At 59.1% G+C, this 16,408-nt stretch carries 15 protein-coding genes and 1 tRNA gene; 5 read left to right on the top strand and 11 right to left on the bottom strand.

The window, feature by feature from the left end:
* Window positions 1–10: 10 nt before the first annotated feature.
* From R6X40_RS14070 to R6X40_RS14060, 3 genes are all read right to left on the bottom strand, one after another.
* Window positions 11–994 (bottom strand): Hsp33 family molecular chaperone, encoded by a 984-nt coding sequence (locus R6X40_RS14070; protein ID WP_318414418.1) that lies wholly within the window; start codon window positions 992–994, stop codon window positions 11–13.
* Between the two features lie 363 nt (window positions 995–1,357).
* On the bottom strand, window positions 1,358–2,275 hold the full coding sequence (gene argF, locus R6X40_RS14065; protein ID WP_318414417.1) for an ornithine carbamoyltransferase: 918 nt from the start codon (window positions 2,273–2,275) through the stop codon (window positions 1,358–1,360).
* Window positions 2,276–2,321: 46 nt separating this feature from the next.
* Window positions 2,322–3,521 carry an aspartate aminotransferase family protein gene (locus R6X40_RS14060; protein WP_318414416.1) on the bottom strand — a complete coding sequence of 400 codons (1,200 nt, stop codon included), beginning with the start codon at window positions 3,519–3,521 and terminating at the stop codon, window positions 2,322–2,324.
* A gap of 433 nt (window positions 3,522–3,954) precedes the next feature.
* On the opposite strand from R6X40_RS14060, the gene R6X40_RS14055 reads away from it, so the two are divergent.
* Window positions 3,955–4,488 (top strand): GcrA family cell cycle regulator, encoded by a 534-nt coding sequence (locus tag R6X40_RS14055; protein ID WP_318414415.1) that lies wholly within the window; start codon window positions 3,955–3,957, stop codon window positions 4,486–4,488.
* A gap of 13 nt (window positions 4,489–4,501) precedes the next feature.
* Entirely contained in the window at window positions 4,502–4,879 is a 378-nt protein-coding gene (locus R6X40_RS14050) for a VOC family protein (protein WP_318414414.1), read from the top strand.
* 21 nt (window positions 4,880–4,900) lie between these two features.
* Here R6X40_RS14050 and phoB read toward each other — a convergent pair whose 3' ends face one another.
* The 7 genes from phoB to phoR form a co-directional block, all read right to left on the bottom strand.
* Window positions 4,901–5,584, bottom strand: a complete 684-nt coding sequence (gene phoB / locus R6X40_RS14045) for a phosphate regulon transcriptional regulator PhoB (protein WP_037104885.1) — start codon at window positions 5,582–5,584, stop codon at window positions 4,901–4,903.
* Window positions 5,585–5,691: 107 nt separating this feature from the next.
* Window positions 5,692–6,402, bottom strand: a complete 711-nt coding sequence (gene phoU, locus R6X40_RS14040; protein WP_412178380.1) for a phosphate signaling complex protein PhoU — start codon at window positions 6,400–6,402, stop codon at window positions 5,692–5,694.
* Window positions 6,403–6,479: 77 nt separating this feature from the next.
* The gene (pstB, locus tag R6X40_RS14035; protein WP_113313720.1) at window positions 6,480–7,295 is read right to left on the bottom strand and encodes a phosphate ABC transporter ATP-binding protein PstB; all 816 of its coding nucleotides are present in this window, start codon (window positions 7,293–7,295) and stop codon (window positions 6,480–6,482) included.
* Window positions 7,296–7,307: 12 nt separating this feature from the next.
* The gene (gene pstA / locus R6X40_RS14030; RefSeq protein WP_318414413.1) at window positions 7,308–8,630 is read right to left on the bottom strand and encodes a phosphate ABC transporter permease PstA; all 1,323 of its coding nucleotides are present in this window, start codon (window positions 8,628–8,630) and stop codon (window positions 7,308–7,310) included.
* Window positions 8,627–10,111 (bottom strand): phosphate ABC transporter permease subunit PstC, encoded by a 1,485-nt coding sequence (pstC, locus tag R6X40_RS14025; protein ID WP_318414412.1) that lies wholly within the window; start codon window positions 10,109–10,111, stop codon window positions 8,627–8,629. Before pstC ends, pstA begins: the two co-directional genes overlap by 4 nt.
* Window positions 10,112–10,210: 99 nt before the next feature.
* Entirely contained in the window at window positions 10,211–11,245 is a 1,035-nt protein-coding gene (locus R6X40_RS14020) for a substrate-binding domain-containing protein (protein ID WP_318414411.1), read from the bottom strand.
* A gap of 194 nt (window positions 11,246–11,439) precedes the next feature.
* Window positions 11,440–12,693, bottom strand: coding sequence for a phosphate regulon sensor histidine kinase PhoR (phoR, locus tag R6X40_RS14015; RefSeq protein WP_318414410.1), 1,254 nt, complete (start codon window positions 12,691–12,693; stop codon window positions 11,440–11,442).
* 142 nt (window positions 12,694–12,835) lie between these two features.
* Here phoR and ppk2 point away from each other — a divergent pair, with 142 nt between their 5' ends.
* On the top strand, window positions 12,836–13,717 hold the full coding sequence (ppk2, locus tag R6X40_RS14010) for a polyphosphate kinase 2 (protein ID WP_318414409.1): 882 nt from the start codon (window positions 12,836–12,838) through the stop codon (window positions 13,715–13,717).
* 33 nt (window positions 13,718–13,750) lie between these two features.
* Here ppk2 and R6X40_RS14005 read toward each other — a convergent pair whose 3' ends face one another.
* Entirely contained in the window at window positions 13,751–14,890 is a 1,140-nt protein-coding gene (locus tag R6X40_RS14005) for a biotin transporter BioY (RefSeq protein ID WP_318414408.1), read from the bottom strand.
* 290 nt (window positions 14,891–15,180) lie between these two features.
* Between R6X40_RS14005 and R6X40_RS14000 the strand changes: the two genes are divergently transcribed.
* Window positions 15,181–16,140, top strand: a complete 960-nt coding sequence (locus R6X40_RS14000; RefSeq protein ID WP_318414407.1) for a nitronate monooxygenase family protein — start codon at window positions 15,181–15,183, stop codon at window positions 16,138–16,140.
* Between the two features lie 123 nt (window positions 16,141–16,263).
* A tRNA-Thr gene (locus R6X40_RS13995) sits at window positions 16,264–16,339 on the top strand.
* The last annotated feature ends 69 nt before the right edge of the window (window positions 16,340–16,408 follow it).

Below are 16,408 nucleotides of genomic sequence, written 5' to 3'. Positions count from 1 at the left end.
CGCAGCTTTTTTACTGCGGCTTCACTTCTGTTGCCTCGAAGCGGTAGGTCGTCGAGCAGAACTCGCAGGTGACCGAAACCAGCCCGTCCTCAGCCGCATGATCGACATCCTCCTGGCTGAGACTTGCCAGGACATCGCGCAGCTTCTCACGCGAGCAGCTGCATTTGTCGAACACTGCCTGGGGCGGATAGACCTTGACGCCACGCTCGTGGAATAGCCGGTAAAGCAGCCGTTCCGTGCCAACGGTCGGATCGGTCAGTTCATCGGCATCGATGGTCTGAACCATGACACTGGCTTCACCCCAGAGATCATCCACCTCAAAACTATCGTCGGCGCCATCGCCGCCCGGAAGATCCCGCTGGCGCATACGCTCCAGTGTTTCCGGCAGAAACTGCGCGACCATGCCACCGGCCCGCCAGCGATGACGAGGCTTGCCGTTTTCATCGCGGTCAAGCAATTCGGCGACGCCGAGGCGCACCTTGGTCGGGATCTGTTCCGACTGGCGGAAATAGACACCGGCAATCTCTTCGAGCGAAGCGCCATCCAGCGGCACGATACCCTGGTAACGCTGCATATGCGTGCCCTGGTCGATGGTGAACGCAAGAATACCTTCGCCCAGCAGATGTTGCGGCTGGGTCAGGCCGTTCTTTTCGGCAAGCGCCAAGGCTTCCTCATTGTAACGGGCATAGGCGCGCACCCGGTCCGGCGTCGAGAAGTCGGCGACAACAAGATCGACCGGGCCATTGCTCTTGGTCTGGATGATGAGCTTGCCTTCAAACTTCAGCGAGGTTCCGAGAAGCACCGTCAGCACAACCGTTTCGGCCACGAGGCGCGCGACCGGCAAGGGATAATTATGGCGCTCGAGGATTGCGTCCAGCATCGGGCCGAGCTGGACCGCACGGCCGCGCACGTCGAGGCCCTCCACCTGAAACGGCACGACATGATCGTCGCCGGCAAAATCGAACTGGCCGAGGCCAAAGTCTGCTTCCGTCATCACTCTGCTCCTAGCCCCCGGACGTCTGCCCGCCGTATAGGCCGGGACGCTGTCCGATGCTTCTATTGATCCTGCGCAGGCCGGCTTTGTCCAGATCGTTCCTGAAAAAACGGCCGTTCGCGCCATCGCTTCCAATCAGGACAGCGACGCGGATGGATATTACTGAATACGAATGACCGGCAAAGGAGGACGTGCCACCTGCCGGTCATCAGCGTGTTGCATAGATCGTGTGCCGCTGGCCGGTTTTCAATATGCCGGGCAAGACCGCCAAAGCGCCGCGATCTTTCAGATTCGCTTTGCGCGCTTTAGGTCTTTGGTGGCGCATGCCGTTATCGCAAAACCGCTGCGCGCTTTTACGCACAGCTAGAGAGCGCCAAGGCACCACGCAAGAACGGATTTTTGCGCGTGCAGGCGGTTCTCGGCTTCATCAAAGACCACCGACTGTTTGCCGTCGATGACGTCGTCCGTCACTTCCTCGCCGCGATGGGCAGGCAGGCAGTGCATGAACAGCGCGTCCTTGTCGGCCTTCGCCATCAGCTGGGCATTGACCTGGAATGGCTGAAAAACGTTGTGGCCGCGGGCGCGGTGTTCCTGGTTCATCGACACCCAGGTGTCTGTCACCACGCAATGGGCGCCGTCTACAGCCTGATCGGCATCATGGTAGAGCTTGATCTCGCCGCCATTGTTGCGTGCCCAGTTGAGGATCTTGTCGTCCGGTTCCGAGCCGAGCGGCACAGCCATGTTCATCCGGTAGCCAAAGCGCGCCGAGCCTTCGATGAAGGAATGCAGCACATTGTTGCCGTCGCCGGTCCAGGCAATCGTCTTGCCCTTTACGGGGCCTGCATGTTCCTCGAACGTCATGATATCGGCCATGATCTGGCAGGGATGCGTCGCATCCGTCAGGCCGTTGATAACAGGCACGGTGGCGTGCTCGGCCAGTTCCAGCAGCCGGTTGTGATCGGTGGTCCGGATCATGATGGCATCGACGTAGCGGGACAGGACCTTGGCGGTATCACCGATGGTCTCGGCGCGGCCGAGCTGCATTTCGGTGCCGGACAGGAACAGTGTCTCGCCGCCGAGCTGGCGCATGCCGACATCGAAGGACACGCGGGTGCGGGTCGAGGGCTTTTCGAAGATCATCGCCAGCATCTTGCCGGCCAGCGGCTTTTCAGCTGTTCCGGCCTTGGTGGCAACCTTACGGACGCGCGCGTCCTCGATGATCGACCTCAGGTCGGCTGTCGTCATGGCAGAAAGATCGAGAAAGTGTCTGGTACCGGCCATTCTATTCAAAGTCCTGTGTTTTTTCAGCGTGTCAGTGGAGCGTCGTTCAGGCAGATGCCTGTCGTCGTTCCACGCTCAGCTGTTCGGCGGCGCGTTCAAGCCGCGCCAGGCCTTCACGGGCTTCTTCGGCCGTCGTCACCAGCGGCGGCAGCAGGCGGATGACATTTTCGCCTGCGGGCACCGCCAGCAGTTTCTCGGCGCGGATGGCCTTCAGGAGATCGGCAGACGGCACTTTGGCCTTGATGCCGAGCATCAGGCCTTCGCCGCGGATTTCCTCGATAATATCGGGGAAACGATCGGCAAGCGACGCAAGCCCCTGCCGGAACACCAGCGACACATCACGGACGTGCTGCAGGAAATCGTCAGCAAGGATGACATCGAGAACAGCATTGCCGACGGCCATCGCCAGCGGATTGCCGCCATAGGTCGAGCCATGGGTGCCGGCGACCATGCCGGAAGCCGCTTCTTCGGTCGCAAGGCAAGCACCGAGCGGAAAACCGCCGCCAATACCCTTGGCGACCGCCATGATATCAGGCGCGACGCCTGCCCACTCATGAGCAAACAGCTTGCCTGTCCGGCCGACGCCGGTCTGGACCTCGTCGAGGATGAGCAGCAGGCCGTATTCGTCGCAGAGGGCACGCAGTTCCTGCATGAATTCCTTTGGCACGGTGCGGATACCACCCTCACCCTGGATCGGCTCGATCAGGATCGCTGCGGTCTCTTCGCTGATGGCAGCCTTCAGGGCGCCCATGTCACCAAACGGCACCTGATAAAAACCGGGTGCCTTCGGGCCAAAACCTTCCAGGTATTTTGCCTGCCCACCGGCGGCGATCGTGGCCAGCGTGCGGCCATGGAAAGCGCCTTCGAAGGTGATGATGTGGAATTTCTCCGGGTTGCCTTTGGAGAAATGATAGCGGCGTGCGGTCTTGATCGCGCATTCCAGCGCCTCTGCGCCGGAGTTGGTGAAGAACACCTTGTCGGCGAACGTCGCTTCCGTCAGGCGGCGGCTGAGGCTCTCCTGTCCGGGAACTTCATAGAGGTTCGACAGATGCCAGACCTTCTCCGCCTGCTCTTTCAATGCCGACACAAGATGTGGATGCGCGTGGCCGAGCGAGTTAACGGCAACACCGGCTGCAAAATCGAGATAGCGGGTGCCGTCCTCGGCGATCAGCCAGACGCCTTCACCGCGCTCGAACCGCAGGGGGGCGCGGGCATATGTGTCATAAAGCGGCGTGGCATCGGCCATGGCGCATGTCTCCTCAAACCATCACGGCAATTGTATAATCGGCGTCGTCAACAGGGCTGTGACCAACCCATAAAAACTCAAAATGCCGCCTTGCGGCGGCAGGGGCACTATCTTCACTTCGCAGTGCGATGTCAACAAAAGCCCATGATTTCCGGCAATTCGCGTACATACAGCGCTCGCAATTTTTTTAGCCGGATACCCTTGCAAAAATGCCACGCATGGCAAGCAAGTTGGGGAAAACTCAGAAATTGATTCGGTGGGATTCCCCGGACTCTTGTCAGGGAGTCCCCCGGGCTCTACGTTAAGAAACAATTACTAGAACGCATGCGGCGGACCTAGTCACCAAAAGTGTTATCGCGTTTCAGCCTCGGATACTATCCAGGGCTCGGTGGAGGATTCGACCATCACCAACGCTGGGAATGGAGACAAGACCATGAATTGGACTGACGAGCGGGTCGAAAAACTCAAGAAATTGTGGGCCGAAGGCTTGAGCGCGAGCCAGATCGCTGCACAGCTCGGCGGCGTCAGCCGTAATGCCGTTATCGGCAAGGTCCACCGGCTCTGCCTGCCAGGCCGCGCCAAGGCCGGCGGCAGCACTGCAACGGCCCGTGCGAAACGCCCGGCACCGTCCGCTGCACCCCGCGCACCGAGCTACACCGCGTCGCGCATGACCGCTACCCGTACAGTGACACGCACCACGGGCGCGACTGTCATGAAGGAAGAAGTCGAAATCGGCGCCATCGAGGATCAGGAAACGGCACCGGCCGGCAACAACGTTGTTATTCCGATGTCGCGCCGCCTCGTCCTGACCGAACTCACCGACCGCACCTGTAAGTGGCCGATCGGCGATCCGATGAAGGAAGAGTTCCACTTCTGCGGCAACGATTCCCCGGATACATCACCTTACTGCACATTCCATGCAAAGCTGGCTTACCAGCCGTCCGGCGAGCGTCGCCGGGCACGCTGAGGCCAGTTCGGCCGTGCGTTTCGTCAACCCCATCCCGTTCGTCCGGGATATCAGCATCTCGAAAATCTTCTATTGCGAGATGCTGGAATTGGCGATCAAACAAGACTTCGGCAATTTTGTCATGTTTGAAACGGGATTTGCCATCCATGACGGCAAATCCCTGGAAACGACGGTCTGGGGACAGCCGTCAGCGGTCACCCAACCGTATGGCCGACACAATATCCTGCTCTATTTCGAACATGATAATCTGGATGGGCTTTTCGAGCGCATCGGCGGCAACGTGAACCTCATCCACCCCATCGAGACGCAAGCCTGGGGGCAGAGGGTCTTCCGCTTTTACGATCCCGACGGGCATCCCATCGAGATTGGCGAACCGCCCGGCAACGCCTGACGGTCCTTCATCATACGAAACTCAGCTTTCCAACGAATAGCCCGCGCCACGCACAGTGCGGATCACGTCCAGCATGTTGGAAAAGTTCAGCGCCTTGCGCAACCGTCCGACATGGACATCAACCGTGCGCTCATCGACATAGATATCGTGCCCCCACACACCGTCCAAAAGCTGCGAGCGCGAAAAGACACGGCCCGGCGAGGCCATGAAGAACTCCAGCAGGCGGAACTCGGTCGGTCCAAGACGGACCTCGCGGGTCTTGCGATGGACGCGATGGGTTTCGCGGTCGAGTTCGATATCGCCGCATTTCAGCAGCGTTGACAGCACTTCGGGTTTGGCCCGGCGCAACATCGCCTTGACCCGCGCCATCAATTCCGGCGTCGAGAATGGCTTGACGACATAATCGTCAGCGCCAGTGGCGAGTCCGCGTACGCGCTCACTCTCCTCGCCGCGTGCCGTCAGCATGATGATCGGCAGACGTTCGGTTTCCGGGCGCTGGCGCAGGCGACGGCACAGTTCGATGCCGGAAACGCCCGGCAGCATCCAATCGAGGATCAAGAGATCGGGAAGGCGTTCCTGCAGGCGCATTTCCGCCTCGTCGCCACGATTGATCGTATCGACTTCGAACCCTTCGGCCTCAAGATTGTATCGGAGGAGGACGCTGAGCGCCTCTTCATCTTCAACAACGGCAATTCTTGGCAACATTCAGTTCAGCTCCTTGGCTCCCGGCCGGTTGGCCGAAGGCTTGCCGAGCGGCTCCAACGGCCGCTCGCGCAATTAGTGCGTAAGAATTTACTTACTTTATCGCGCGATCAATTGCCGATCGCGCCGACCGTGTTGGCCGTGTCATCCTTCGGACGTTCACCGACGGGCTGAGCACCGGTTGCCATGTAGTAGATGGTTTCGGCGATGTTGGTGGCGTGGTCGCCGATGCGCTCGATGTTCTTGGCGCAGAACAGCAGATGCGTGCAGGGTGTGATGTTGCGCGGATCTTCCATCATGTAGGTCAGGAGCTCGCGGAACAGCGACGTGTAGATCGCATCGATCTCGTTGTCGCGCTCGCGGATGCTGTTGGCCTTTTCCGGCGAACGGGACGCATAGACGTCAAGCACTTCCTTGAGCTGAACGAGCGCAAGCTCGGCCAGATGCTCCAGGCCGCGCGCCAGCTGACGCGGCAGGCTGGCGGTCGCGACCGCGATGACGCGCTTGGCGTTGTTCTTGCCGAGATCGCCAACCCGCTCGAGATCGGCTGCAATGCGGATCGATCCCATGATTTCGCGCAGGTCGGCCGCCATCGGCTGACGCTTGGCGATGGTGACGATCGCCTTTTCGCCGATCTGGCGCTCGGCCTCGTCGAGAATGGCGTCGTCGGAAATGACCTTCTGGGCAAGCGCCAGGTCGGAATTGACCAGAGCGCGCACGGATTCGGCCACCATCTGTTCGGCCAGGCCGCCCATCTCGGAGATGCGCCGGGTCAGGTACTTCAGATCTTCGTCGTAGACGGAAGCAATGTGCGTAGACATGATTGTTTTTCCTTGCGATCACAATCCGGGTTGGAAGACTGCCACCCTGCCCTCATGGGAGGGTGGCGAAAGCGTCCTCAGCCGAAGCGGCCCATGATGTAGTCCTGGGTCCGCTGGTCATCCGGATTGGTGAACATCTTGTCGGTGTCGTTTTCCTCGACGAGATTGCCGAGGTGGAACATGGCGGTGCGCTGCGACACACGAGCAGCCTGCTGCATCGAGTGCGTAACGATGACGATCGTGTAGTTTGTGCGCAGTTCGTGGATCAGTTCCTCGACCTTGGCGGTCGCGATTGGATCCAGTGCCGAGCACGGTTCGTCCATCAGGATGACTTCCGGGCTGACGGCAACGGCGCGTGCAATGCACAGGCGTTGCTGCTGACCACCGGAAAGACCGGTGCCGGATTCATGCAGGCGATCCTTGACCTCGTTCCAGAGACCAGCCTTCTGCAGGCTCGACTCGACGATCTGGTCCAGCTCTGCCTTGGTGCGGGCGAGACCGTGGATCTTCGGACCGTAGGTGACGTTCTCGTAGATCGACTTCGGGAACGGGTTCGGCTTCTGGAACACCATGCCGACGCGGGCGCGGAGTTCGACGACGTCGATGCTCGGGTCGTAGATATCACCTTCGTCCAGCGTGATCTTGCCGGTCACCCGGCAGCTGTCGATCGTGTCGTTCATACGGTTGAGTGTCCGCAGGAACGTCGACTTGCCGCAACCCGACGGGCCGATCAGCGCGGTTACGGTGTTTTCACGAACGTTGAGGTTAACATCGAAAAGCGCGCGCTTCTCGCCGTAATAAACCGAAACGTCCTTTCCGATCATCTTGAAGGGAACAGTGTTCATTTTCTGGTCCAGCGCCTTTTCAACTGCTGCTTCTGACATCATGTTCATGTTTCTACCTCACTACCAGCGCCGCTCAAAGCGACGCCGCAACAGGATTGCGCCAAGGTTCATGACGACGAGGAAGATCAAGAGGATCATGATCGCACCCGAGGTCCGTTCGACAAATGCACGTTCGGCTTCGTTGGCCCACATGTAGATCTGGACCGGCAGAGCAGTGGAAGGGTCCATCGGCGAGCCCGGGTAATCGACTACGAAGGCCACCATGCCGATCAGGAGCAGCGGCGCCGTTTCACCGAGTGCATGCGCCAGACCGATAATGGTGCCGGTCAGGACGCCCGGCATAGCGAGCGGCAGGACATGGTGGAAGATTGTCTGCATCTTCGAAGCACCCAGGCCAAGAGCGGCCGAGCGGATCGACGGCGGAACCGCCTTCAGCGCTGCACGGGTGGCGATGATGATCGTTGGAAGCGTCATCAATGTCAGCACGAGGCCACCAACAACAGCAGCCGAACGGGGCATGCCGGCAAAGTTGATGAAGATCGACAGACCAAGCAGACCGTAGACGATAGAGGGAACCGCCGCGAGGTTGTTGATATTGACCTCGATGAGATCGGTCAGCCTGTTCTTCGGCGCGAACTCTTCCAGATAGATCGATGCCGCGACACCGATCGGCAGGGCAAGCACCAGGACGATCAGCATCATGTAGAGCGAACCGAGGGCGGCAACACCGATACCTGCAGCTTCAGGCCGGCTCGAAGCACCATAGGTGAACAGGCCGGTGTTGAACTGCTTGGCCATCGCGCCGGTCTCAGTCAGCTTTTTCATCCATTCGAGCTGCTGATCCTTCACCTTGCGGTTGGTCTCAGCAACGGTCAGGTCGATCTGGCCCTTGTTGGCGCTGTCGATATTGCCTTCCGCCAGAAGAGTGACGTTGGCGGTCGTGCCGATGATAGCCTGATCGGCAACGACCAGATCGCGCAGCTGGGTGCGGGCGCTGGCCGAAACCATGTCCGTCGCCTGTTTGACGAGCGGCTTGTTGGCCGGATCGATACCGAGCTCCTTGACCAGCGCATCACGCACCAGAAGCGGATAATTCGCCGTCATCAGCTTGGCGGGATTGGCGCCACGCTCGTTCTTCGGATCGATGATCTTCTCCGAAAACTCGATCGGCAAGGTGATCGCGGTCTGCTGGAAGGCCGTGTAGCCTTTGGAAACGACGGTCCATAGCAGCACGAACAGAAAGAACAGGCCGATCAGAATGGCCGTCAGGCCATAGGCCTTGAAGCGGCGTTCAGCAGCATAGCGCTTCTTGATGCCGATATCGCGTCTTGGCTGCGCTGCGCGCACGTAGGTGGACTGTACGGAGGATGTCATGTCGGTCATTCGTACTGTTCCCGATACTTGCGCACGATATAGAGTGCATAGATGTTGAGGCAGAGCGTGATGGCAAACAGGGTGATGCCGAGAGCAAACGCCACCAGGGTCTGTGGCGAGTTGAACTCGAGGTCGCCCGTGAGCTGATTGACGATCTTGACGGTGACCGTGGTCATCGCTTCGAACGGGTTGAGCTGCATGCGGGCTGCAACACCGGCAGCCAGCACCACGATCATGGTTTCACCGACAGCACGCGAGGCCGTCAGAAGCAGAGCACCGACGATGCCCGGCAGTGCTGCCGGCAGGATGACACGCTTGATGGTTTCGGAGCGTGTCGCACCGAGCCCAAGCGAGCCGTCGCGCAGCGAACGCGGGACCTGTGTGATGATGTCATCCGACAGCGAGGACACGAACGGGATCAACATGATGCCCATGACGAGACCGGCCGTGAGAACGCTCTGCGCCTGGATGAAGTTGACGTAGTTTCCGGTCACAAGACCATTTAACTGAGCGGAAATATCGCGCAGGAAAGGCCCGACCGTCACCAGCGCGAAGAAGCCGTAGACGATGGTCGGGATGCCGGCGAGAATTTCCAGCAGCGGCTTGGCAATGCCACGCACGACAGGCCTTGCATACTCGGCCATGTAGATGGCGGCGAACAGACCGACCGGCACGGCAAACAGCATGGCGACAAAAGCGATATAGAGCGTGCCGGCCAGAAGCGGCAACAGACCGAACTGCCCTTCCGTACCGCCGCTGCCGGCCGCCGAAAAGCGCGGGTCCCAGACCGTGCCGAAGAAGAACGTGCTCGGAGATACCGACTGGAAGAAGCGGATAGCCTCCGACAGCATCGAGCCGACGATCCCCACCGTTGTCAGGATCGCGATCGAAGAGGCCAGCAACAGCGTACCGAGCATGACCCGTTCAACACGGTTTCTGGCCCGGAACGGCGCACTGATACCGCGAATGGCAAAAACAGCGCCGGCAATAGCAATGATCAGCACGACCGCACTCATCATCCACCGGCTGCCATCCCTCAGGGAATTATAATGCTGCGCCGATTCAACCATATAGGGCTCGCCGGCATTTGCCATCGGCACACCCTTGGCGGCCAATGCATCCCGAAGATTGCTGGAGCCGCTGGTGACGGCCGCAAGTTCATCGGCATTCAAGAGCCTCAAACCGTTGGCAACCTGCATGACCTGACCGAGCATCAGTTCGGTTGTCGCAGCGCCTTGGCTCTGTACCGATTCCGGCAGAGCAGTGCGAACAGAATTTTCAACGAAGAACGGACTGGCGAGAAGCCAGAGGGCCAGAACGAACGCTGCCGGCAAAACTGCCCAGATGGCAACATAGACGCCGTGATAGCCCGGAAGAGAATGCAGGGCGGAAAGCTTGCCTTTGGAGCTGGCCATCGCCCGTGTACGTCCGGCAAAATATGCCGCAAGGCCAACGATCAAAATGATCAAAAGAATAAGAGAAGTGCTCATCGATATGTCCCCCCGGCTTTTCACTCATTGAAAGCCGGCAAATCCGCATACTCGGGATGTCCGGCACGGCAAAGCTGCCGTGCCGGGTTTTGCACTATATTAGAGCATGTTACCGTCGGTGAAGGCCTTGCGGTCGGCGTCGCGCTCAGCGTCGGGAGCAGGTACGAGACCATAGGCAGCCAGCGGGCTGTCCGGGCCGACCATCTGGTCGTCGAGGAAGAATTCAACATATTCCTTCAGGCCCGGGATAACGCCGAGGTGAGCCTTCTTGACGTAGAAGAACAGCGGGCGGGAAACCGGATATTCGCCGGAAGCGATCGTTTCGGTCGACGGAACGATACCGCTGACGGTCGCAACCTTCAGCTTGTCAGCGTTGTTTTCATAGAAGGACAGACCGAACACACCGATACCGTTCTTGTTGGAAGCGATACGAGCGAGCGTTTCCGTGTAGTCACCATCGATATCGATCGCCAGACCGTCCTTGCGAACGGCGATGCACTTCTTGGCAGCTTCCTTTTCGTCGGCAACCAGAGCCTTGATGGCAACGTCAGCGCCGGAGTCCTTGCAGCCGTGAGCCAGCATCTTCTCGTCGAAGACTTCGCGTGTGCCGTGCTTTTCGCCCGGGATGTAAGCGGCGATTTCAACGTCCGGCAGGTCCTTGTTGACTTCCGACCACTTCTTGTAAGGGTTGGCAACGAGCTTGCCGTCGATGACGAGTTCAGCGGCGAGAGCCAGGTAGATGTCCTTCGGAACGAGCTTCAGGTCAGCATTGCTGCTGTCCGTTGCGAAGACGATGCCGTCATAACCGATCTTGACTTCCTGAACTTCAGTAACGCCTGCCGCCTTGCAGGTTTCCAGCTCGCTGTCCTTGATCTTGCGCGATGCGTTGGCGATATCGATCGTGTCCGGGCCAACGCCCTTGCAGAATTCCTTGAGGCCGGCACCGGTGCCGCCGGATTCAACAACCGGGGTCTTGAAATCAGGGAAGGTTTCGCCGAACGTTTCGGCAACAATCTTTGCGTAAGGCAGAACGGTCGAGGAGCCGGCAACCTGGATCTGGTCGCGAGCAATGGCGACGCCTGCAAATGCGGCGGATGCAACCAGAGCTGCAACAGTAAGTTTCAAGGACTTCATCAGAATACTCCCATAATGGGCTTGTGTGGGTGCGCTTTTCACCAGCGCTCGCTTTCGCCGTGTCGATCGGCCGCCCTAGTTAGCGCCCGATGCCCACACCTTTTATGTCAACTTGACGAAACATTTGTGACAAGCCAACGATTTGAAATATTTCACTATTTTTGAAAAATGACTTTTCAGGCGACAGGTTTATGTCAAAACCTCACGGTAAAGACCGTGCCCTTGCCGACTTCGGACTGAACAAGCAGTCTGGCGCGATGCCTTGTGAGGATATGCTTGACGATTGCAAGCCCGAGACCCGTGCCTTTTTTCGATCGGCTGGCTTCCACATTAACCCGGTAGAATCGTTCGGTAATACGGGGAACGTGTTCTGCCGGAATGCCAGGCCCGTGATCGCGGACGGAGACTTCGGCCGGCGTACCTCCGCCGCCCGAAAGCGTAACCTCAACCTTTTTGCCCTCCTGGCCATATTTGCAGGCGTTTTCGATCAGGTTCTCGAAGACCTCCGTCAGCTCGTCACGGTCTCCCTGCACGATCACCGGATCATCGGGCACAATCAGCGAAATCTCCACACCGACGTCCTCGGCAAGCGGCCCGAGCGCATCGCGAACATGGCCAAGCAGCGGCGCCAGATTGATCGCCTCATCCGGTGCGATATGGGATTTAAGCTCCAGCCGCGATAGAGACAGGAGATCATCGACGAGCCGGCTCATCCGCGTCGCCTGCTCGTGCATGATACCGAGAAATTTTTCGTGCGCCTTCTGGTCGTTGCGCGCAGGCCCTTGCAGCGTCTCGATAAAACCGCGCAACGAGGCAAGCGGTGTTCTCAGTTCATGGCTTGCATTGGCAACAAAATCGGAGCGCATCCGATCGATCCGGCGCGCTTGGGAAATATCGCGGTACGACAGGATATAGAGCCGCTCGCCGGTCTTTTGACCGACTTCGGCCGGCGCGACCCGAACGATATAGACCGCATCAGACGGGAAGCGTTCCGAATGCTCGATCTGGTTGACCTTACCGGTAACAATGGTCTCGCGAACCATGTCGAGTATGCCGGGTGAACGGACGCGGGCCGACAGGTCCGTGTTTGGTGGGATGGTCCCGAAGGCCTTTTCTGCGGCCTGATTCTGCAACAGCACCGTTTCATCGGGCGCGATCACCAAAATCGGCGTGTCGAGCGCGTTGAAGACTGTCGCGAGCATATCGAGATCGGTTTCCTCCACAACAGACGGTGCAACCACGACCACAGGAACCGGCGGCTTAGGATCTGCGGAACGATTGAACAGGACGATCACCCACACGAGCCAGAACAGCAGCACGGCGGCCATATGGATACCGAAAAAAACAAGACCTCCGGCTGCGGCAATGGACAAGCCAATGCCCCATATCTCCGACCTGGCTGTCTGCTTCAGTCGTTCCCAGACTTTTATTGTATCTTTCAAGATCATCTCACGTGCACGGTGCAATTGACCGGTGATAGCGGAGGTTCATGACATGATTTTCACGGCATGCTTGAATTCGCAATGCAATTGTGGCCTCCTCCCGTGAAATCGGCGACCGGCCGTACAATATATTCAGCGAGGATACGTCATGACGGATATTCAGGAGAACAAGCCGGTCGAACTGGTGGTCAACGGCAAAAACCGGGTTTTCGACATCGACAATCCGAAGCTACCCGGCTGGATCGATGACAACGCACTGGCTTCCGGCGATTATCCTTATGAGAAAAAATTCGACGGCGACGAGTACGACGATCTGCTGGAGAAACTTCAGATCGAACTGGTGAAGGTTCAGTTCTGGCTGCAGGCAACCGGCAAGCGCGTGGTTGCACTGTTCGAGGGACGCGATGCCGCCGGCAAAGGCGGGTCCATTTATGCCATCCGATCCTACATGAACCCCCGCTCCGCCCGCGTCGTCGCACTGACCAAACCGACCGAAACCGAGCAGGGACAGTGGTATTATCAGCGTTACATCTCGCATTTCCCGACGGCTGGGGAATTCGTGATGTTTGACCGCTCCTGGTACAACCGCGGCGGCGTTGAACCGGTCATGGGCTTCTGCTCGCCGGAACAGCACAAGAAGTTCCTCGCGCAGACGCCACGGCTGGAAAAACTGATCACCGGTGACGACATTTATTTCTTCAAGTTCTGGCTGGATATTGGCCGCGAGATGCAATTGAAGCGGTTCCACGACCGGCGGCATGACCCGTTGAAGGTGTGGAAGCTTTCGCCGATGGATATTGCCGCATTGACGAAATGGGATGACTATACCGAGGCGCGCGACAGCATGCTGCGGGAAACCCATACCGACCATGCACCCTGGACCGTTGTTCGCGCCAACGACAAGAAGCGGGCGCACCTGAACCTGATCCGTCACCTTCTGAATTCGCTCGACTATGACGGCAAAGATGAGAAGGCAATCGGTAAGATTGACGACAAGATCCTCGGCTTCGGCCACGGCTTCGTGAAATAGCCGTGGCATTCGCCTGACAATCTGGTGACCGGCTTACTGACCGGGAAGAACCCGAACAGCATAGACACTGAGGCTGTTGCCGGCGCCGGTCACGTCGCTGTTGATCAGGATACGTCCCGGTGAACTCGGCGCAAGGCTGCGATCGAACGTCACCTGGAACAGCATGTCGTTCTTTTCCTCGTTCACCGTGAACCGGTGGCGGCCGCAATCGCCGAGCGAGGAAAAATCGCATTCGATGGAAAACTGCGTCTGCTTGCCGGTATCGGCCTGGACACTGAGCGCCACGGTCGATGTCTTGCCGGAAATCTGACCGAGCACTGACGCTGGAATCTCGATCGCCACGCTGCCATCGGCGTCCGCCGTCGCCGATGTGATGCGAAGACGCTGGCCACGCTCGTCGCTGACAGGGTCGGCTGCAGCCCGGCTGCCTGGCTTGACATTGCTCGCATCGGCAGGCGTGAAGACATCAACCCAATCGCCGGAAAACCCCGACTGCGGGCCGAGCGTCTTCAACCCCGCTGCACCGTCGAAATCCTCCGATTGTACCGTCGAAGGCGGATTGGCGACACGGGTATCGCGCTCCGCCGCCGTTTTCAAAAGCCCGCTGGTTTCAACCCACCAGGCCCCCATGACGACAGCGGCGACCAGGGTCGTGACGACCATGACAAACGAAAGAAAGCTGCCGCGCTTGCGCCGCCGGGGTTTTGCAGCCGCGGTTTCAGCCTTGGCTGCCTTTCCGCGCTTGCCGGCAGCCGGTTCAATGGGCGCTGCTTCGGCAACACGCGGTCCCTCGCGGCGCTCCGGACGCAAGCCCGCGAGCCCGCCGTCGGCGACGGGGCCGCTCGCTCGATCTGGGTTTCGTTCAGACGGCATGTGGATGTCGTGATCAAGCTCGGCTGACGGCACCGGGGTGCTGATGGTCTCAACGCGAACCGGTGGCGGCACGGATGCAGCTGCCTTCAGACTGGCGCGCTCCTTCAGTTCGATGGCGTGGATAACACCTTCAAGCCGGTGACGCTGCTGGGCGATCACGTCGGGATCGTGCACATCCTGCTTTTTGAGGCCGGCCTCCAGCGCGTTGCGCGCCGATTGATAGATGCGCGCGCGCGTTTCGGAATTCGCCCTCTCGGAGCGTTCCAGCGCCTGTCGGATAGCAGTTTCCAGTCCGCTCACTCTTCGTCCTTCGTGGTGCAGGCATCAGCGGCCTTGCAATCAATCATTCCTCACGGCCAACATCACTTACGAAACACGGCACGCTTTTGAATGTGTTAACAATTGGGTAACGGTTGACGCCTCGATCTGCAAGCCTTCAGCATCAAACGGGCGATCAGCGCCGGGGAAAACCCGATCGTTTTGGCCGAACCATGAGCACTGGCCACGGCAAAACGGCCTTGCAAAACACGAAGCCGCTGCTAAAGTTCTTACGTTTACGGAAACGTCAAAGTTATAACCGGGAGTGAACCTTGTCCCTGCCAGCCATTCTCAACGGCACGACGCGCCTGCCTGTCATCGCAGCGCCGCTCTTCATCATCTCGAATCCGGCCCTGACGCTGGCCCAGTGCAAGGCCGGCGTCGTCGGCTCGTTTCCAGCCCTGAACGCGCGGCCGGAAGCCCAGCTGGACGAATGGCTGGCCGAGATCACGGAGGACCTTGCGGCTTACAATGCGCGCAACCCCAGCAAGCCGGCAGCCCCCTTCGCAGTCAACCAGATCGTCCACAAGTCCAACAAGCGGCTCGAACACGACCTAATGCTCTGCGTCAAACACAAGGTCCCGATCGTCATTTCCTCGCTTGGCGCCGTGCCGGAGGTCAATGCCGCGATACACTCCTATGGTGGCATCGTGCTGCATGACGTGATCAACAACCGCCATGCCAATTCGGCCATTCGCAAAGGTGCCGACGGGCTGATCGCGGTTGCGGCCGGTGCCGGTGGCCACGCGGGCACGCTCTCCCCTTTCGCTCTCATCCAGGAGATCCGCACGTGGTTCGATGGACCACTGCTGCTGTCCGGCGCGATCTCAACCGGCGGCGCAGTTTTGGCGGCGCAAGCGATGGGGGCCGACATGGCCTATATCGGCTCGCCCTTCATCGCCACCACCGAGGCGCGCGCCAGCGATGCCTACAAGCAGATGATCGTCGACAGCAGTGCCAGCGACATCGTCTATTCCAACTCATTCACCGGCATTCACGGCAACTACCTCAAGCCCTCGATTGTCGCTGCCGGCCTGGATCCCGATCACCTGCCGGAAGCCGACCCGTCCAAGATGGACTTCGAGACGGCGACAACCGGCGCCAAGGCTTGGAAGGACATATGGGGCTGCGGCCAGGGCATTGGGGCCGTCACGGAAATTGCCCCGACAGCCAAACTCGTTGACCGGTTGGCCCACGAATATGGGGTAGCAAGGCAAAGGCTGGCGCTGTAAAAGGCGCCAATCCGGCTGTCCTGCGCTTTTTTCCTGTTCTGGAAACTGATGGCTTGAAATCCCCTCCGTTTGCAGGTATCAGCCCCTCACACATCGTTTCGCAGCTTTGCGCAACGCATGCTGGCCGCTTTAGCTCAGGTGGTAGAGCACATCATTCGTAATGATGGGGTCAGAGGTTCGAGTCCTCTAAGCGGCACCATTTCTTCTCCAAGACATAGCGAACACAAAACTGTGCGAAAGCTCCTTGGATTTCATATCGCGCTTGAAC

The organism is Rhizobium sp. PL01 (assembly GCF_033447125.1).
Lineage (GTDB): Bacteria > Pseudomonadota > Alphaproteobacteria > Rhizobiales > Rhizobiaceae > Pararhizobium.
The sequence above is the reverse complement of the archived record's forward strand: the minus strand, read 5'-3'. Positions and strand labels throughout refer to the sequence as shown.

Coding starts and splice junctions, on each gene's coding strand:
- R6X40_RS14070 (WP_318414418.1), bottom strand. CDS start 994: ATGACGGAAGCAGACTTTGGCCTCGGCCAGTTCGATTTTGCCGGCGAC.
- argF (WP_318414417.1), bottom strand. CDS start 2,275: ATGGCCGGTACCAGACACTTTCTCGATCTTTCTGCCATGACGACAGCC.
- R6X40_RS14060 (WP_318414416.1), bottom strand. CDS start 3,521: ATGGCCGATGCCACGCCGCTTTATGACACATATGCCCGCGCCCCCCTG.
- R6X40_RS14055 (WP_318414415.1), top strand. CDS start 3,955: ATGAATTGGACTGACGAGCGGGTCGAAAAACTCAAGAAATTGTGGGCC.
- phoB (WP_037104885.1), bottom strand. CDS start 5,584: ATGTTGCCAAGAATTGCCGTTGTTGAAGATGAAGAGGCGCTCAGCGTC.
- phoU (WP_412178380.1), bottom strand. CDS start 6,402: ATGTCTACGCACATTGCTTCCGTCTACGACGAAGATCTGAAGTACCTG.
- pstB (WP_113313720.1), bottom strand. CDS start 7,295: ATGAACATGATGTCAGAAGCAGCAGTTGAAAAGGCGCTGGACCAGAAA.
- pstA (WP_318414413.1), bottom strand. CDS start 8,630: ATGACCGACATGACATCCTCCGTACAGTCCACCTACGTGCGCGCAGCG.
- pstC (WP_318414412.1), bottom strand. CDS start 10,111: ATGAGCACTTCTCTTATTCTTTTGATCATTTTGATCGTTGGCCTTGCG.
- R6X40_RS14020 (WP_318414411.1), bottom strand. CDS start 11,245: ATGAAGTCCTTGAAACTTACTGTTGCAGCTCTGGTTGCATCCGCCGCA.
- phoR (WP_318414410.1), bottom strand. CDS start 12,693: ATGATCTTGAAAGATACAATAAAAGTCTGGGAACGACTGAAGCAGACA.
- ppk2 (WP_318414409.1), top strand. CDS start 12,836: ATGACGGATATTCAGGAGAACAAGCCGGTCGAACTGGTGGTCAACGGC.